General features: G+C 33.2%; 24 protein-coding genes. All 24 read left to right on the top strand.

Annotation, left to right across the window (positions count from 1 at the left end; genetic code table 11):
- Positions 1–50: 50 nt before the first annotated feature.
- The 24 genes from K6T82_RS01945 (at position 51) to K6T82_RS01830 (ending at position 16,483) form a co-directional block, all read left to right on the top strand.
- The gene (locus K6T82_RS01945; RefSeq protein WP_223704330.1) at positions 51–893 is read left to right on the top strand and encodes a Rossmann-fold NAD(P)-binding domain-containing protein; all 843 of its coding nucleotides are present in this window, start codon (positions 51–53) and stop codon (positions 891–893) included.
- Entirely contained in the window at positions 890–1,273 is a 384-nt protein-coding gene (locus K6T82_RS01940; protein ID WP_223704329.1) for a DUF5367 family protein, read from the top strand. The genes K6T82_RS01945 and K6T82_RS01940 overlap by 4 nt, the downstream gene beginning before the upstream one ends.
- A gap of 212 nt (positions 1,274–1,485) precedes the next feature.
- A complete protein-coding gene (locus tag K6T82_RS01935) occupies positions 1,486–2,439 on the top strand; it encodes an SPFH domain-containing protein (RefSeq protein WP_223704328.1) in 954 nt (317 codons plus the stop codon).
- Entirely contained in the window at positions 2,439–2,681 is a 243-nt protein-coding gene (locus tag K6T82_RS01930) for a hypothetical protein (RefSeq protein ID WP_223704327.1), read from the top strand. Before K6T82_RS01935 ends, K6T82_RS01930 begins: the two co-directional genes overlap by 1 nt.
- Before the next feature lie 10 nt (positions 2,682–2,691).
- Positions 2,692–3,627, top strand: a complete 936-nt coding sequence (locus K6T82_RS01925; protein ID WP_223704326.1) for a hypothetical protein — start codon at positions 2,692–2,694, stop codon at positions 3,625–3,627.
- A gap of 24 nt (positions 3,628–3,651) precedes the next feature.
- Positions 3,652–4,614 (top strand): DUF6620 family protein, encoded by a 963-nt coding sequence (locus K6T82_RS01920; RefSeq protein ID WP_223704325.1) that lies wholly within the window; start codon positions 3,652–3,654, stop codon positions 4,612–4,614.
- Between the two features lie 86 nt (positions 4,615–4,700).
- Complete coding sequence (locus tag K6T82_RS01915) at positions 4,701–5,450, top strand: DUF2314 domain-containing protein (protein ID WP_223704324.1); 750 nt, start codon at positions 4,701–4,703, stop codon at positions 5,448–5,450.
- A 143-nt stretch (positions 5,451–5,593) separates the two neighbouring features.
- Positions 5,594–6,085 (top strand): TPM domain-containing protein, encoded by a 492-nt coding sequence (locus K6T82_RS01910; RefSeq protein WP_223704323.1) that lies wholly within the window; start codon positions 5,594–5,596, stop codon positions 6,083–6,085.
- Between the two features lie 112 nt (positions 6,086–6,197).
- Positions 6,198–6,845 (top strand): suppressor of fused domain protein, encoded by a 648-nt coding sequence (locus K6T82_RS01905; RefSeq protein ID WP_223704322.1) that lies wholly within the window; start codon positions 6,198–6,200, stop codon positions 6,843–6,845.
- Positions 6,846–6,896: 51 nt separating this feature from the next.
- Positions 6,897–7,340 carry a hypothetical protein gene (locus tag K6T82_RS01900; protein ID WP_223704321.1) on the top strand — a complete coding sequence of 148 codons (444 nt, stop codon included), beginning with the start codon at positions 6,897–6,899 and terminating at the stop codon, positions 7,338–7,340.
- A gap of 12 nt (positions 7,341–7,352) precedes the next feature.
- Entirely contained in the window at positions 7,353–7,787 is a 435-nt protein-coding gene (locus K6T82_RS01895; protein ID WP_223704320.1) for a GNAT family N-acetyltransferase, read from the top strand.
- 19 nt (positions 7,788–7,806) lie between these two features.
- Positions 7,807–8,436, top strand: coding sequence for a hypothetical protein (locus K6T82_RS01890; protein WP_223704319.1), 630 nt, complete (start codon positions 7,807–7,809; stop codon positions 8,434–8,436).
- Positions 8,437–8,447: 11 nt separating this feature from the next.
- Positions 8,448–8,837 carry a DUF1801 domain-containing protein gene (locus tag K6T82_RS01885; RefSeq protein ID WP_223704318.1) on the top strand — a complete coding sequence of 130 codons (390 nt, stop codon included), beginning with the start codon at positions 8,448–8,450 and terminating at the stop codon, positions 8,835–8,837.
- Positions 8,838–9,083: 246 nt separating this feature from the next.
- On the top strand, positions 9,084–10,076 hold the full coding sequence (locus tag K6T82_RS01880) for an ankyrin repeat domain-containing protein (protein WP_223704317.1): 993 nt from the start codon (positions 9,084–9,086) through the stop codon (positions 10,074–10,076).
- Between the two features lie 140 nt (positions 10,077–10,216).
- Positions 10,217–10,759: a DUF2975 domain-containing protein gene (locus K6T82_RS01875; protein WP_223704316.1), complete on the top strand. Its 543-nt coding sequence runs from the start codon at positions 10,217–10,219 to the stop codon at positions 10,757–10,759.
- 11 nt (positions 10,760–10,770) lie between these two features.
- On the top strand, positions 10,771–10,977 hold the full coding sequence (locus K6T82_RS01870; RefSeq protein ID WP_057116634.1) for a helix-turn-helix domain-containing protein: 207 nt from the start codon (positions 10,771–10,773) through the stop codon (positions 10,975–10,977).
- A 57-nt stretch (positions 10,978–11,034) separates the two neighbouring features.
- A complete protein-coding gene (locus K6T82_RS01865; protein ID WP_223704315.1) occupies positions 11,035–11,628 on the top strand; it encodes an NAD(P)H-dependent oxidoreductase in 594 nt (197 codons plus the stop codon).
- Between the two features lie 134 nt (positions 11,629–11,762).
- Positions 11,763–12,248, top strand: coding sequence for an SRPBCC family protein (locus K6T82_RS01860; RefSeq protein WP_223704314.1), 486 nt, complete (start codon positions 11,763–11,765; stop codon positions 12,246–12,248).
- Positions 12,249–12,351: 103 nt separating this feature from the next.
- Entirely contained in the window at positions 12,352–13,248 is an 897-nt protein-coding gene (locus K6T82_RS01855; RefSeq protein ID WP_223704313.1) for an NmrA family NAD(P)-binding protein, read from the top strand.
- Positions 13,249–13,260: 12 nt separating this feature from the next.
- Entirely contained in the window at positions 13,261–14,175 is a 915-nt protein-coding gene (locus tag K6T82_RS01850) for a helix-turn-helix domain-containing protein (RefSeq protein WP_223704312.1), read from the top strand.
- Between the two features lie 45 nt (positions 14,176–14,220).
- A complete protein-coding gene (locus K6T82_RS01845) occupies positions 14,221–14,637 on the top strand; it encodes a hypothetical protein (protein WP_223704311.1) in 417 nt (138 codons plus the stop codon).
- A 1-nt stretch (position 14,638) separates the two neighbouring features.
- Complete coding sequence (locus tag K6T82_RS01840) at positions 14,639–14,851, top strand: ArsR family transcriptional regulator (protein ID WP_223704310.1); 213 nt, start codon at positions 14,639–14,641, stop codon at positions 14,849–14,851.
- A 79-nt stretch (positions 14,852–14,930) separates the two neighbouring features.
- Positions 14,931–15,299: a nuclear transport factor 2 family protein gene (locus K6T82_RS01835; RefSeq protein ID WP_223704309.1), complete on the top strand. Its 369-nt coding sequence runs from the start codon at positions 14,931–14,933 to the stop codon at positions 15,297–15,299.
- A 143-nt stretch (positions 15,300–15,442) separates the two neighbouring features.
- On the top strand, positions 15,443–16,483 hold the full coding sequence (locus tag K6T82_RS01830) for a serine hydrolase domain-containing protein (protein ID WP_223704308.1): 1,041 nt from the start codon (positions 15,443–15,445) through the stop codon (positions 16,481–16,483).
- Positions 16,484–16,486: the final 3 nt, after the last annotated feature.

The following is a 16,486-nucleotide window of genomic DNA, read 5'->3' as shown; positions in this document are numbered from 1 at the left end:
GATAATGATGTGCGCAACTTTGTATCATCATTAATTAAAAAACATTCATCATGAAAACAAACAACATTTTAGTAATTGGCGGTAACGGAAAAACAGGTCGACGTGTTGCTGCATTATTAGCGAAAAAAGAAAATGTCAAAATCAGCATTGGTTCAAGAACTGCAGAAATTCCATTTGATTGGGAAAATCCAGAAACTTGGTCACTTGCTTTAAAAGACAAAAACAGCGTTTATATTACTTTTTATCCCGATTTAGCTATTCCGTCTGCGCCAGAAACGATTCAAAAATTTACACTTTTAGCAACAAAACTTGGTGTAGAAAAAATGGTCTTACTTTCTGGAAGAGGCGAAAAAGAAGCACAAGTCTGCGAAGAAATCGTAAAAGCTACAGCTCAGAAATGGACTATTGTTAGAGCTTCTTGGTTTGATCAGAACTTTAGCGAAAGCTTCTTTTTAGAGCCTATTTTAGCCGGATTCGTGGCGCTTCCAAGAGCAGATGTCTTAGAACCTTTTATAGATGCTGACGACATTGCAGAAGTAGTTACAGAAGCACTTTTAAACGAAAAACATAACGGACAAACTTATGAATTAACAGGTCCGCGTTTGCTTACTTTTAAAAGTGCTATTGCCGAAATAGCAAAAATTACCGAGAAAGAAATCATTTTTCAATCTTTAGAATTAGACGAATATCTAAATATGCTTCGCGAATACCAAACTCCAGAAGATGAAATCTGGTTGATCAATTATTTATTCGAAGAGGTTTTGGATGGAAGAAATTCGAGCATTACAAATGATGTTGAAAAAGTTTTAGGACGAAAAGCAACCGATTTTTCAGTCTATGTTGAGAACACGGCAAAAACTGGTGTTTGGAATGAAATAAATCAGTTATCATGAATTATTGGAGAGCCATTTTATCGGGAATCATTCTCTGGATTTGTGTCGCTGTAACCTTTTTTATCTTAGAACATATTCCAATTATAAAAGATTCACTAAATGTGCAAACTGCAATAATCTGTCTCTTTATTATTTTCTATTCGACAATTGGAGCTTCATTTTATTATAAAAAAGCAATTTCTAGATCTGGGTTTCAAGTGGGTGTTATGATGTCTTTGACAGCAATTGTATTAGACGCTTTGTTATTTGTTCCTCTAGTAGAAATTCCGAAAGGCAACACGTATCAGGATTTTTTCAGCAATCCATTATTATGGATTCTTGCGATTCTAAATATAGCAACGGTCTATTTTTATTCAAAAACAAGATTAAAAATCAATTAAAAAAAGCATCCGGATTGTACTAGCGATCCGGATTTTTTATACCATTTCTGTATCAAAAAGGAAGTTTTTTTTCTAACATCAACTTACAAATCGCTTTTTACATTTTACACAAAAGAAATTACCAAATAAAAAGTTGTTTAAAACTTGACATAAAAAAGCATTGCCATCGTCGTAAAATTCTTATTTTTATTGTTTATAAATAAGAAAATCCGATGAAGTTACCTTTTATAGAAATAATCGAAGCCACGACAAGCGATCCTAATTTATTAATGTGGAAATATTTTGATGAAGATAAAGAAATAAAAAACGGAGCCAAATTGACCGTTCGCGAAAGTCAACAGGTTATGTTTTTAAATGAAGGTCAACTTGCAGATGTATTTTCTCCAGGACTTCATACTTTATCAACAGAGAATATTCCAATTTTAAGCCAATTAAAAGGTTGGAAGTTCGGATTCGAAAGTCCGTTTAAGGCAGATGTTTACTTCTTTAATACACACCAATTCATTAATAATAAATGGGGAACTCCTGCTCCTATTTTACTAAATGATCCTCAATTCGGACAAATAAGAGTTCGCGCTTTTGGAAGTTTTGATATCAAAATTATTGATGTTGCAAAATTCTTCCGTCAATATGCAGGAACTTATAAACAGCTTACCATTTTCGAATTACAGAATCAATTAAGAGATTTTGTAGCTCCTAAATTCGGAGAAGTTTTAGCAAATGAAAACATCACCGTTACCGATATTGCTGGAAACATTACACAATTAGGACAGAAAATAGAACCGTATTTAAAACCGTATTTCCTTCAATTCGGTATAGAATTAACTCAATTTGTAATTACCAGCGTTACTCTTCCGGAAGAAGTTACGGCACATTACGATAAAATCACCAACATGAATATGGTAACCGATATGGATAAATTTACCAAATTCAATACTGCAACTGCCATTGGCGATAAAGGAAATACACTTCATGATGCCACTCAAAATGCCTTGGGAATGGGAATTCTTTTAAATCAATTACAGCAAAACAAAGAAACTCCGAAATCGGAAACTGCAGATGATTTAACTTCTAAACTTCAAAAACTGAAATCGTTGTTTGATGCGGGATTAATTGATGAAGACGAATTCAAAACCAAGAAATCAGAATTATTAAGTCAGTTGTAATGGAAGAGAAAAAAGTCAATTCGTTTTTAAATCGATTAAAAGAAAATGCTCAAAAGCAGTCTAATTATGGCGGAGAAACAGAAAACACTGATGCTCAAATGAAGCTAAAAGACTGTCCAAACTGCGGAGCCGGAAGAGCCAAACAAGACGGCGTGACGCATTGCGCGTATTGCGGATTCGAGTTTTTAAGCGTAAAACTTACTGACGGAATGTACATTAAAAAAGAAGATAATTCACTTTAAATCAGATAACGTGTTCGGATTATTCAATAAATCAAAACAAAGCGAAGAAGTTGTTCCTGAATGGTATGCTGAACTTCAGGAATCTCAAGAAAGATGGTTTTCTTTTTTAGAAAAACTAGAAGCTAAAATGGAAGAATTTGCAACGGCGGCAATTCCAGAATTAAAACAGCTTTTAGAAGAAGATGACGATCTTTATAAAAGAACTTTTCATAAAGTATATTCGGGTGTTAATGGTCAATTAAACAACATTCGAGAAAAAGCCAGAGATACTTACGAAGAAAAAATTATTTCGGTGTATTACCATTACAATTCTAAGATTTCGGTTTTGAGCAAACACCATAACTTGGTTTCTGATTTTAGAAACAACTGCTCCGATCGACACAACGCATTTGAAAATAAATACGATTATTGGAGAAAGCAGATTGATAAAACGAAAGAACGAGATCTGGAAATTGAATACCAGAAAATCTTATCTGAATTTGAAACCATAAAAGACAAATTCAAGTGTACACAATGCGGTGGAAATCTGACGATTGATAAAATATTTTTAATCGAAACTTATGTTTCTTGTCCATTTTGTCAGACTCAAAACACTTTTACACCTAGTACAATCGGGAGAAATTTACAAAATATCGCCAGAGAATTGGCAGAACAAAGAACAGCTCATTTAAAAGAAGAATTTGAAAATGAAGTAGATAAAGAAAGAGATTTATATCATGAGCATCATACACTAAGTTTAAGCACCATTCATGAATCTAATAAAAGTGTCTTGAACGAAATTCAAATCAAAATGGAAGATTTAGAAAAGCAAAGACAATTTGCAATTCAAAACGCTCCAAAACTGCGTCAGATTTATTTGAGAGCAATGTATGACGAATGGAATAAAATCACACCAGATTTGAAAGAACACAACGAAAAAATGTATCTAAATCAATTGAAATATTAAATTATTAACTCTAAAAATCGACAAATGTTTAAAAAACTTTTTGGATCTCTAACTGGAGACAACAAGCAAGAAAACCAAAATTACGAGCAAGCGCAAACATCAAACGACAATTACGAAAATGATTATGATAATGAATATCAGGAAGTAGAATACGATCCAGAAACTTTGCACGGAACACATTATTCTGTCGAAGATTTTGATGCAGAAGTTGCAAGAAGAGCCGAAGCTTGGATTGAAGACGAACGCGCAAGCGGAGAAAACGTTGAAGAAAAAGACATTCAAAATATATACTTCAATTACAGAAGAGAAGTTTATACGGAATGGAACAATTGCGATTCTGATCAAATGATTCGTTTTGAACACGCCAATTCATTAAAATATACTGGAATTCAGACTTCTGGTTTTGTAAAAGTAGATGACAACAATCCGTTTTTAGAGCCAGTTCACGGTGTAGATTTAAGAACTTACACCGCAATGTGTCTTAAAATTAGTGCAGGAGTTGATTATCTTGAAGTTTGTAAAGCAATGGGGTTTGAACCAATTGTCTGGGAAGAACTAAACACAATCTGGCCGCAGCGTATGGGCGAAGATACTTCGTTTACTGTTACAACTTTATTCGGACAATATTATGCTGAAAATGTTACGGTTCCTCAATTAGAAAATCTTAATGCTGAGATTTCTGCTGAAGGACAAGCGAATCTAGATAGAATTAAAACCGATCGTTATTTCTACGAAGAATTAGCTGGAGCAAGACAAGCGGCATACGAATACGGAATTGACGGTGCACAATGGATTTTGGATAATTTCGGAATCAATTTAGCCGATTTCCAATCTGTAGCCATGCAATGGATGACCGAGCAAAACCAAAACTGGAATTCTGCTGACATCATCGCTTTCTCAGATTATCAACAAGAAAAACAAAAAGAATATGCGGCAAAATTTGCTGCAGAACAAGGAGGAAATATTGCAGACGATGTAAATTTCTAAATTGAACTTTTCAAACTTTAAATTCAAATCCGATTTGTAAACCCAGATCGGATTTTTTATCTTATCAATAATAAAAATCAAAAATTATGTCTGATACAAAAATATTCTACGCCGACGGAGAAAGTCCAAAAATGATTGAAGCTTACCAAAAAGCCCAAGAAACCTTTAAATATTTCTGGAGAGAACTATCTTGGGAATACAGAAGAATAATTCCAGGATTGGATGTTGCGTGCGTCAAACTGGCTTTTACTCAGGAAATCGACGGAGAAACCGTTGTAGAACATATGTGGATTAACGATGTAAATTTTGATGGAGAAAATATTTACGGCATTTTAGTAAACGATCCAGATGAGTTGACAAACGTAAACAATGGAGACGAAATAGCAATACCAGTCAATCAAATCAGCGATTGGTTATTTGCAATTAACGGACAAACTTACGGAGCCTTTACCATTCAGGCCATGCGTTCTGAAATGAGCGAAGAAGAAAGGGAATCTCATGACGAAGCCTGGGGATTGGATTTCGGAGATTTTAATGACATTTTAATCGTTAACGAGCAAAAAGAAAAACCGGAGAATCTGATAGAACACCCAATGAGTAAAAACATGAAAGAAAGTCTTATTGAATTTCTAAAAAGTAATCCCGAAGAAATTAATGGACAGGATGAATTAGGTTACACTTTCCTACATCGTGAAACCATTGCCGGAAATAGTACTTCTGTTGAAATTATTATAGAATCTGGTGCTGATGTAAATGCGAAAAACGAGCATGGCAAAACAGCTTTAGATTATGCTAAAGAACTTAAATGGGATCATCTACTTCCGTTATTGCAATAAAATTTTAAAGAAATCCGATTTACAAACTAAATCGGATTTTTTTATTTGATTCTATGAAAATAAATATTGATTTTTCATAACAATTTCAAGACTAATTTTTAATAATAAAGCAGTAGTTTTGCAGCGCCCAAAACCTATCTGCCATGAAAAAATTAGTTCTTATTCTACTATTTGTTCTTTTTTTACCGCATTATTCTTCTGCACAAACAAGTACAGAGAACCAAAATATTTTTGCCAAATCTTATGATTACGTAAATGATTTCGAAAATATTCTAACACCAAAACAAGCTAAAGATTTAAATGATTTTCTAAAATCGAGTGAAGCCAAAACAAAATCCAAAATTCTAATTGTTAGTGCTGCATCTGTAAGTCCGTACAAAGACTTAAATGAATATTCTTTGTATTTGGACAACTATTTGTTTTCCAAACTTAAAATTGACACTTCTATATTAATTGTAATAAGCAAACAATTGAGACAAATTCAGTTTCAAGGAGTTGCAAAGATTGGTGCTAAAATTACCGATCAGGAACTAAAAGACATTATTGCAAACTATGTAATTCCAGAATTAAAAAAAGGCGATTATTACAAAGGTCTGCAAGAAGGCACACATCAGTTAGTTAAAAAAATAGAATAATAAAAACAAGATCCGGTTTGTTAAATCAAATCGGATTTTTTTTACATTTCAAATTCCGTTTTTTCACATAAAAACAATATCTTGTCTACGCTTTAACCAGAAAACTACAAAAATGAATTTAGAAGAATATAAAAAAGAATTTTCAGAAGACGATGCTGTCGGCTGGTTAGAAATTGACAAAGAATTTGATCGTTTGTACCCTGGTCAGGAACCTAAACACTTTGCTCCTGCAATTAGTTATATGTTGGGAGGAGAACATCCGCTTGACGGCGTAAGCCATTATGAAAGTAAAAATCAGGAAGATCATTTTCATTTTATTACCTATGGATTTTCTGAATTGTATTATAATGAAGAAAAAGTAAACGGAGAATTCAGTAAATGGGGATTTGAACTTACTTTTAGATTAAAACCTTTTGAAGCTGATAACGGAAATCCTAGTTGGGCTGTGGCACTTTTACAAAACATTGCCAAATATGTCTTTGACAGCGGAAATTGGTTTGAAGAATTTCATTATATGCCAGCAAATGGTCCAATTCGCCTGAATACCGAAACCGACATTACCGCTTTAGTTTTTGTAAATGATCCTGAAGTCAAGAAAAAGCAAACTCCTCACGGCGAAGTTTCTTTTTTACAAATTGTTGGAATAACTTCTAAAGAGTATGAAGACATTAAGGAAAATCCGGAAAAAGTTGAAGCTTTGGTTAATAAATTAAAAGAAAACAATCCGTTGTTGATTACCGATTTAAATCGAAAAGATTGATTTTTTTTTAAAGTTTACAATTTCAATACTAAAACAGAAACAGTTTATCAAATGAAAAAATATCTCTTACTCTTTTTTATTTTCACTAGTTTATCATACGCACAAACTAAAAAAGAAATATTGGTTGGCAACTGGCAAGGAACCGATTCTAATGGAGTAAAAAATAAAATGATTTTTACTTCAGATAATTTCATTTCAATGACTGTGAATGGTGAATTCATCGATGGGAAAAATTTTGTGGTCAAAGGAGGAAAAAACGATGGAAAAATAGGTCTGTTGAAATATGAAATCGACGAGTCTAAAACTCCAATTGCGATGGATATTATCGCTTATTCTTTAGAAAAAAACAAACAAATCGAAAAAGGCAGAATTTTAGCCATTTTAGATTTTAAAAGCAACGACGAAATAAAAATCAATATCAGTTTAAGCGGAACAAGAGCTTCTGAATTTAATGAATCTAACGGATCAAATACAATCTTGTTAAAAAGAGATTAACCAAAAAAACACATGTTAAGTATTAGAGAATTTAGGAATATCGATTTACCATCTTTACGAGAAATTTTCTTAGAAGAAAGAAAAAGAACTTTTTCGTGGAATGACATTTCTGAATTCAAATTGGAAGATTTCGAGAAACAAACTCAGGGAGAATACATTCTAACAGCTTGTTTAGATGATGTTCCTGTTGGATTTGTCTCCATGTGGATGCCTAATAATTTCATTCACCATCTTTATGTCGATCATAGTTATCAAGGACAAAACATCGGAACTGAATTATTAAAAGCCGCCGTTAAAAAAACGAAATTTCCGATTACTTTAAAGTGTCTTGAAAAAAATACCAAAGCAGTTGATTTTTATATAAAAAAAGGCTTTGTGGAAAAACAAAAAGGAAATTCAGAACACGGAACTTACATTGTCTTCGAATTACTAGAAAATATCAACTAACAAAACCCTAACCTCCCAAATGAATCTAACCGAATTACCTATTGATCTTAAAAAACAAATTGAAAATGAAAAAATAGATTTCTCACTAAAATCAACACGAAAATATCCGCTCAACAAATCGTTAACCAATTTGCTTATCGGATTATGCATGTGCATTTTTATGAGCCTTTTTGTTCATGCTTTTATGGGACCTTTGTTTACAAATGAAGTAGTTCATTTCGAGTCTAATGGCCAACCCGTAACTGCAAGTCTAGATAATTTAGATGAATTAATCTTTCCTGGCATAATTATCATTTTATTGTCGCTGTCGGGAATTTACGTGGTTATAAGAGCCATTTATTCCATTTTTCAAAGTGGCGGATATTTTGTTGGAACGGAAAGCAGACTAATTCAATTTCAAAACGGAAAAACAATCAGTACAGATTGGGAACAATTTACTGGAAATGTCAAAATCAATGCTAAAAATAATTATGGCAATCTTGAATACGAATTGAGAACCGGAAAAATAAAAGGAAGAAAAAATCAACCAGACAAATTTGTTCCTGATGTTATATACATTTTAGGAATCGTAAATGTTTACGAAATTGAGAGAAAATGCAGAATCAGAATCAAAGAAAACGATCCTACTCCTGCTGTTGTTGAATATTAAAAGAAAATAATATGAATCAGGAAGTCCAAAATTACAATGACGCGCAAAGTTTAGAAGACAAAAAAATCTGTGATCTTCTCTATTCTATTATAAATAAAAATTTGGCCGAAGCCGAAAACAAAATCTGGCACGCACATCCGGTTTGGTTTTTAGACGGAAATCCGATTGTAGGTTACAGCAAACTCAAAGATTCTGTAAGATTGCTTTTCTGGAGCGGACAATCTTTTGACGAAGAAAAACTGCAAAATGAAGGTTCGTTTAAAGCTGCCGAAATTCGTTATACAAATAGCGATCAGATCAATAATCAGGACGTAAATCGCTGGATTGAAAAAGCCAAAGAAATTCAATGGGATTATAAAAATCTTGTAAAACGTAAAGGTGTTTTAATCCGTTTGAAATAATCGCTCATAAGTACAATTTAAGTAATGGCGTGCCCCTCCGGGTCGGGCTTTCGGCTTTATCTTTTGCTCCGTTTCACTTCACAAAAGGATATCGCCTCAATCCCTCACGCAACCGTTTTAGCAAGAACATTTACTTCTAAAAACAAGTTCGAAAGTCTTTTACGTATAGTTTATTTTCGCGATTTAATTTGTATTTTCGTACAAATAGTAAAACAGCTTTCTTTTAAAATTAAAAAAACAATTTCAATGAGTGCATTTACTTTTATTCCGCAACAATATGCTTCACTTTTATCTTCTCATATTGCAAAAGGTGAATTTGATTCTGCTCAAAAGATAGTAGACCAAAATGCTATTGATATTAATGCGTATATAGATTCTGAAGACTATAGTACCTTAATAATAGAAGTCCTTACAACGTATGGCTGTAAAGACGAAGAGGAAAGAGCCGAAATGTTACGCTATTTGTTAGAAAAAGGTGCAAATCCGAATACGTATTGCAAAAACGGATATAATGCATTACATATAGCCGTACAGCAAGATAAGCTGGTTAAATGCATGAATTTACTTCTTGATTATGGAGGCGATGTAAATTTAGCCGATCCTAATGGCGGAACCGTTGCTTACTGGGCAATTCAGGGGTTTCCGTGGAGAACAGAAGGTCAAGAACGCGAAAATCATTTAAATACTATCGAAAAAATAATGATGCTGGGAGCCGATCTTGATCGTAAAAATAAGTTTGGTGTCGATCCGAGAAAATGGCTCGAACACACTTCTGAAGATGTAAAAGAACTGGTTGCAAAATGCGAAAAAAGAAATCCTGTTTACAAACCAAGTCATACCATTGTTCCAAAATTTCCAACCAATTATAAATTTCCAGAAATTGTAGAACAGCTTCGCGCACTTATTCCGCCTACCGGAAGCGCAAAAACAATCGAAGCAGAAATGCTGCGGGGATTAGATATTCTTCAAGACGAAGCGTACAGAAACGGAAATATCAATTACAATCAGCAACATAAAGATTTCGCTCAATTTATATTACTAACCTTAACAACCTCAACTGTTTTTGATGATAAAGAAATTAAAACCATTAGCAGCAACGTAAAAAAATTAATGAGTGCCAAAAAACCATATCTGGATGATGACGTTTATGATTATCTGACAGACAAAATTTGTGTGTATTACAATCATCAGAATAAAAAAGAAAATGCAAAGAAGAAATGGTGGCAAATTGGAAAATAAACAAATCCCCGAATCTTTAAAATATAAATAGACAACACTAATAGTTTAAATATTAGAGTTTTTTTTGATTAAAAATATTTATTTATCGTTTATCAATAAATTTTTATTATTTTAGCGGTATAACTTTAATCTTAATTACAATGAAAATTAAAATTGAAACACCGCAGATCCTTAAAGTATTAAATATTTTATCCTGGATCATTTTTATTGGATTATGTGTAGAAGCTGGTATGTATATTTTTAACGGAGTTTATACAATAACTATAAATTCGTACAATGCCCGTTTTCTCGATTTACTTGATTTATATAATTACAGCACGAGTTTTTATATTCAGGAAATAAGTTTTATCAGCATTGTGGCAATTTTAAAAGCGATTATGTTTTATTTGATTGTTAAAATGCTTCATGAGAAAAAATTAGACATCGTTCAGCCTTTCACTGCTGAAATGGGAAGATTTATCTCTTATATCTCTTACCTTGCTTTCGGAATTGGTTTATTTTCTTTTTGGGCTTTTAAATTTAATACTTGGCTGATTTCAAATGGAGTACAACTACCAAGTTTAGAATTACTGAATCTTGAAGGTCATAGTGTCTGGATATTCATGGCAATTATCCTTTTTGTTGTCGGACAGATTTTTAAGAGAGGAATCGAAATTCAATCTGAAATGGATTTAACTATTTAAACAAAAAAATTATGCCCATAATAGTAAACTTAGACGTCATGATGGCAAAGCGAAAAATGTCATTAAATGAACTTTCAGAAAAGGTCGATTTAACGCTGTCTAATCTTTCGATTTTAAAAACAGGCAAAGCAAAAGCTATTCGTTTTAGTACTTTAGAAGCCATTTGCAAAGTTTTAGATTGTCAACCTGGAGATATTTTAGAATTCTCAGAAGAATAATTTCCATTAGATTTAATTTATATCTTCGTACAAAGAGTACAACTTAAAAACTTCAAAATGAACATTTTAATCGTTTATGCACATCCTAGCAAAAAGTCGTATACTTTTCAGGTTTTAGAAAAATTGAAATCGGTTTTGGCTATTGAGAAATGGAATATTGAAATCTCTGATTTGTATGTTTCAAATTTTGCCAGCGATATTTCTGAAGAAGAATATGAGCGTGAAGGTTTTGGCAAAACACACCTACCAATTCCTGAAGATGTTTTAAAGGAACAGGAAAAAATAGAAAAAGCCGACTGTATTATTTTTCTTTATCCCGTTTGGTGGAGCGATTGTCCCGCAAAATTAAAAGGTTGGTTTGATCGTGTTTATTCGGTTGGATATGCTTACGGGCAAAATGAGACTTCGAGAAAAATGAAAACCATTCCGTTTGGACTTGTAATTTGTACTGCCGGACATCCAAATGATTTTTTGAATGAAATTGGAATTGCTCAAAGCATGGAAAAAGTAATGCTGGAAGATAGACTTGGAAAGCGTTTCTTGGAAAAAGAAATGATTATTTTGGGAGGCACACTGCAACTTGAAAATGTAATGGCAAGGCATTTTGAAGTCCTCAGTAAAATTCCCGAAAAAATTAAACAACTACAATAAATATATCTCTTCCATCAAAATAAAATCAGAACAGATTTTGTCCGAAACACACCTCAAAATTGTCTCCTAAGCACCTTAAACAATTGATTTTTAGATTGTAATTTTACTTTACTAATTTCTAAAGAATCAAAAAAATGAGCGCGCAAGATTTTAACACAACGATACTGGTTGATCAATCACCCGAAGAAGTTTTTAAAGCCATACAAAATGTTCGAGGCTGGTGGTCGGAAGAAATTGAGGGAAAAACAGCAAACGAAGGAGACGAATTTAAATACCATTATGAAGACGTTCATCGCTGCAAAATAAAGCTGATTGAAGTAATTCCGAATCAGAAAATCGTATGGCTGATTGAGGAAAATTATTTCAGTTTTACCAAAGACGATACTGAATGGACGAATACAACTGCTGTTTTTGATATTTCTAAAGAAAACAATAAAACGAAACTTACTTTTACACATGTTGGTCTTGTTCCAGAATACGAATGTTTTGAAGTTTGTAAATCAGGTTGGACCAACTACATCCAAAACAGCTTAAAAAAACTGATTGAAACGGGAAAAGGCGAACCTAATGCAACCGGAAAACCGCAAACCGAAACAGAAAGAAAACTATCCGAAAAATAAAATCTCATTTTCATATTACTATTTTAGACTACATCAATCATAGATTTGGCTACATCTATTTGACTGATGCTGTGCAACTTTGTACCATCAAAAAAATAGTATTATGAAAATTATCATTACAGGTTCTTTAGGGAACATCAGCAAACCTTTAGCGAAAACGCTAATCGCAGAAGGACATCAAATTACCGTAATTGCAAGCAGTAACGACAGAAAATCGGATATTGAAAATCTTGGAGCTTCGGCTGCGATTGGTTCTGTAAACAACGTTTCATTTTTAACGCAGACTTTCACAGGAGCAGATGCGGTATATTGCATGATTCCACGTGCGAATTATTTCGATCCAAATCTTGATTTAGATGCTTTTACTCGCACAATCGGAAATAATTACGCAGAAGCGATCACAAAATCTGGCGTAGAACGTGTGGTGTTTTTGAGCAGTATTGGCGCACATTTGGAAAAGAATTCAGGAATTATTCAGCGATATAATGAAATTGAAGCTGTTTTGAACCAACTTTCAGAGGTTTCCATTACATTCATGCGTCCGACTTCTTTTTATTACAATTTACTGGCTTATATTCCGATGATCAAAAATCAAGGTTTTATAGCGGCAAATTATGGTGCTGACGAATTAATTCCCTGGGTTTCTCCAAACGACATTGCAGCAGCAATTGCCGAAGAACTTACCCATCCGCTTGACGGAAAAAAAATCCGTTATGTGGCAAGTGAAGAACTTTCAGGACATCAAACGGCAAAAATTCTGGGCGAAGCAATCGGAATTCCAGATTTAGAATGGAAATTAATCACCGATAAGGAAACTTTGGATGGCTTGATTTCTGTTGGAATACAACCCAAAATTGCGCAAGGTTTGGTGGAAATGTATGCTGGACTTTACAGCGGTTTACTTGGAGAAGATTACTATAAAAACCGTCCAGCAGTTTTAGGAAAAACCAAACTGGCCGATTATGCCAAAGAATTTGCTGCTATTTTCAATCAAAATTAAGTACTTTGTAATATGGCAAATCAACAACCTCTTCGATTTAAAAGTATTAGCGAATTTCATGATTTTCGAGATTTGCCAAAACCCGAACATCCTTTGGTAAGCGTTTACAATTTTGAAGATCTCAAATATCTGAATAGCGAAGAACCAAAAAGTTTAATGCTTGACTTCTATTCGATTGCATTAAAAAGAAATGCCAATGCCAAAATGCGTTATGGCCAACAGGAATATGATTTCAAAGAAGGGGTTTTGATATTTCTCTCGCCGGGACAAGTTTTTTCTATAGAAGGAAATGCCGAAATGCAGCATACAGGATGGTCTTTATTGATCCATCCTGATTTTCTTTGGAATACGCCTCTTTCGCAAAAAATCAAGCAATACGATTACTTTGGTTATGCTGTCAACGAAGCACTTCATCTTTCTGATAAAGAAGAAAATATGTTGATTGATATTATTAAAAATATTAAACAGGAATACCAATCCAATATTGATAAATTCAGCCAAGATGTTATTATTGCACAAATCGAATTGTTTCTTACCTACGCTGAACGATTTTACAACAGACAATTTATTACCCGAAAAATAAGTAGTCACCAGATTTTAGCACGTTTAGAAAAATTATTGGAAGATTATTTTACCGATGATTCCTTAAAACATAAAGGGCTTCCTACGGTTCAGTTTATTGCCGAAAACTTAAACGTCTCTCCTAATTATCTAAGCGGATTATTAAAGACTCACACAGGTCAAAGCACCCAACAGCATATTCATAATAAACTAATTGAAAAGGCAAAAGAAAAACTTTCGACCACTACATTATCCATTAGTGAAATCGCTTTTGAACTCGGTTTTGAGCATCAGCAATCGTTTAGTAAACTGTTCAAAACCAAGACAAATAGTTCTCCTTTGGAATTTAGGCAGTCTTTCAGCTAATTATTTTATTTTTCATAAATTCGTTATAACAAAAAGCGAAAGATTATGAATCCATTTTTAAGAAACACTTTGGCCGTTATTGCGGGTCTTGTTATCGGAAGCGTTGTCAATATGAGTATTATTTTAATAAGCGACTCTATAATTCCTGCTCCAAATGGTGCAGATGTAAGCACTACAGAAGGTTTAAAAGCAACGATGCATTTATTTGAGCCAAAGCATTTTCTTTTCCCTTTTTTAGCACACGCCATCGGAACTTTTGCCGGTGCACTCACTACAGCTTTAATCGCGATTAAACACAAAACAAAATTAGCTTTTGGAATCGGAGCTTTCTTCTTGTTTGGCGGTATCGTAACCATGTTCACTTTGCCTTCTCCAATTTGGTTTGGCTTTGTTGATCTGATTTTTGCCTACATTCCTACGGCTTATTTTGCATCTAGATTGGCCGTAAAAAACAAAATCTAAAATGAGCAATTCCCCTTCTGTAAAACCGGCAAAAAAATGTTACGAACATCTTGGAGGAAAGCTTGGTGAACTTCTTTTAGAATCCTTTATCGAAAAAGAATGGATTGCTAAAAATGCTCCTTCAGATAAACATTTCTACATTACCGAACTGGGCGAAAAAGAGTTTGCCAAAATGGGATTAGACCTAACAAAAATTAAATCTGAAACTATTTAATTTTATAAATTTCTTTACTTTTTCTACAAATATCATAGCGCTTAATTTCTTAACTTAGTTCGTTTTTAAATTTTGAATCATGACTAAGAAAGAAATCGCTAAAAACTTCCTGAAACTGGCAGCTAAAGGGCATCCTCACGAAGCTTTTCGATTGTATGTTGGAAAGAATTTCAAGCATCATAATGCGCATTTTAAAGGCGATGCCGAAACTTTGATGCTTGCCATGGAAGAGTCAGCCAGAACAAATCCGAATAAGGTTTTTAAAATTCATCACATTTTGCGAGATGGAGATTTGGTTGCCGTGCATTCGCATCTTAAACAAACTCCATCTGATATCGGTTTTGCTGTCGTTCATATCCTTAAATTTGAATCAGAAAAAATCGTAGAACTTTGGGATCTAGGCCAGCCTATACCGAAAAATAATATTAATGAAAATGGGATGTTTTAAGTTTGGTTTCAGGTTTCAGGTTTCAAGTTCTCTGCAAACCTGAAACCTGAAACCTGAAACTTGAAACTTGAAACTTGAAACTTGAAACTTGAAACTTGAAACTTGAAACCTGAAACCAAAAACAAACTACCAAATAACCATAAATGAACTTAATCTCTAAATTTTTCCTTCTATCTCTTTTCATCTTTACAATTCCTAATTCTTCAGCGCAGAAAAAAAACAATTATCAAAAAAGTATTGATAGCATAATTCAAGATGCTAATCCGCAATTTAACGGTGTAGTTTTGATTGCAAAAAATGGAAAAACAGTCTATTCAAAAGCAAAAGGATTTGCCAATTTTGAAACCAAAAAACCTTTAAATTTAGATAGTCAATTTGAAATCATGTCAATTACCCGACAAATTACTGCCTCTTTGGTTTTACAAGAAGTAGAGAAAGGCACAATTGACCTCCATACTCCCATTAAAAAATACCTCCCAAATTTAAAACAACCATGGGCAGATACGATAACGGTCCATCAGTTGTTGAATCATTCACATGGAATCACGGATCTACAAAAACCTTTACTTTTTAAACCCGGAAGCGATTTTAAGTACGGCAATGAAGGTTATCCTATATTAGGTCAGATTCTTGAAGCTGTTTCTCAAAAAAGCTATTCAGAACTAGCAAATAATCTGTTTAAAAAGCTTAAAATGAATCATACATTTTGTTATTCAAAAGATCTTGATCAAAATTTAGTTACAGGATACATGAGCAAGAATAATAATTTTGATAAAGCAGAGAACAATTTAATAAGTCCGTACAAAGTACCTTCTGGCGGTCTTGTTTCTACTGTAAATGATCTTTTAATCTGGAACAATAATCTTCATAAAGGAAAAATTCTAAAACCTGAATTATACCAATTAATGATATCTTATACTATTAAGAATCAACACAACTTCTTCGGAAAAGAGAAAGAAGGATATGGTTACGGTTTAAGAATTATTGAAAAAGAACCCGTAAAATATTTTGGACATACTGGTCTTGGAAACGGATTTTCTGCTGTAAATTTATACTTTCCTAAAAGTGATGTGAGTTTGATTGTTTTAGAAAATCAGATGCCCGAAGATTCGAACTTGTTTTATGCAACTGAATTTAAAATAAAGAACATCCTTTTCAAAAGTGATTTATTAAATAAAAAATAAACC

Source organism: Flavobacterium potami (assembly GCF_020026915.1).
GTDB lineage: Bacteria > Bacteroidota > Bacteroidia > Flavobacteriales > Flavobacteriaceae > Flavobacterium > Flavobacterium potami.
Note: the sequence above shows the minus strand (reverse complement) of the source record. Positions and strands in the feature narration are given on the sequence as shown.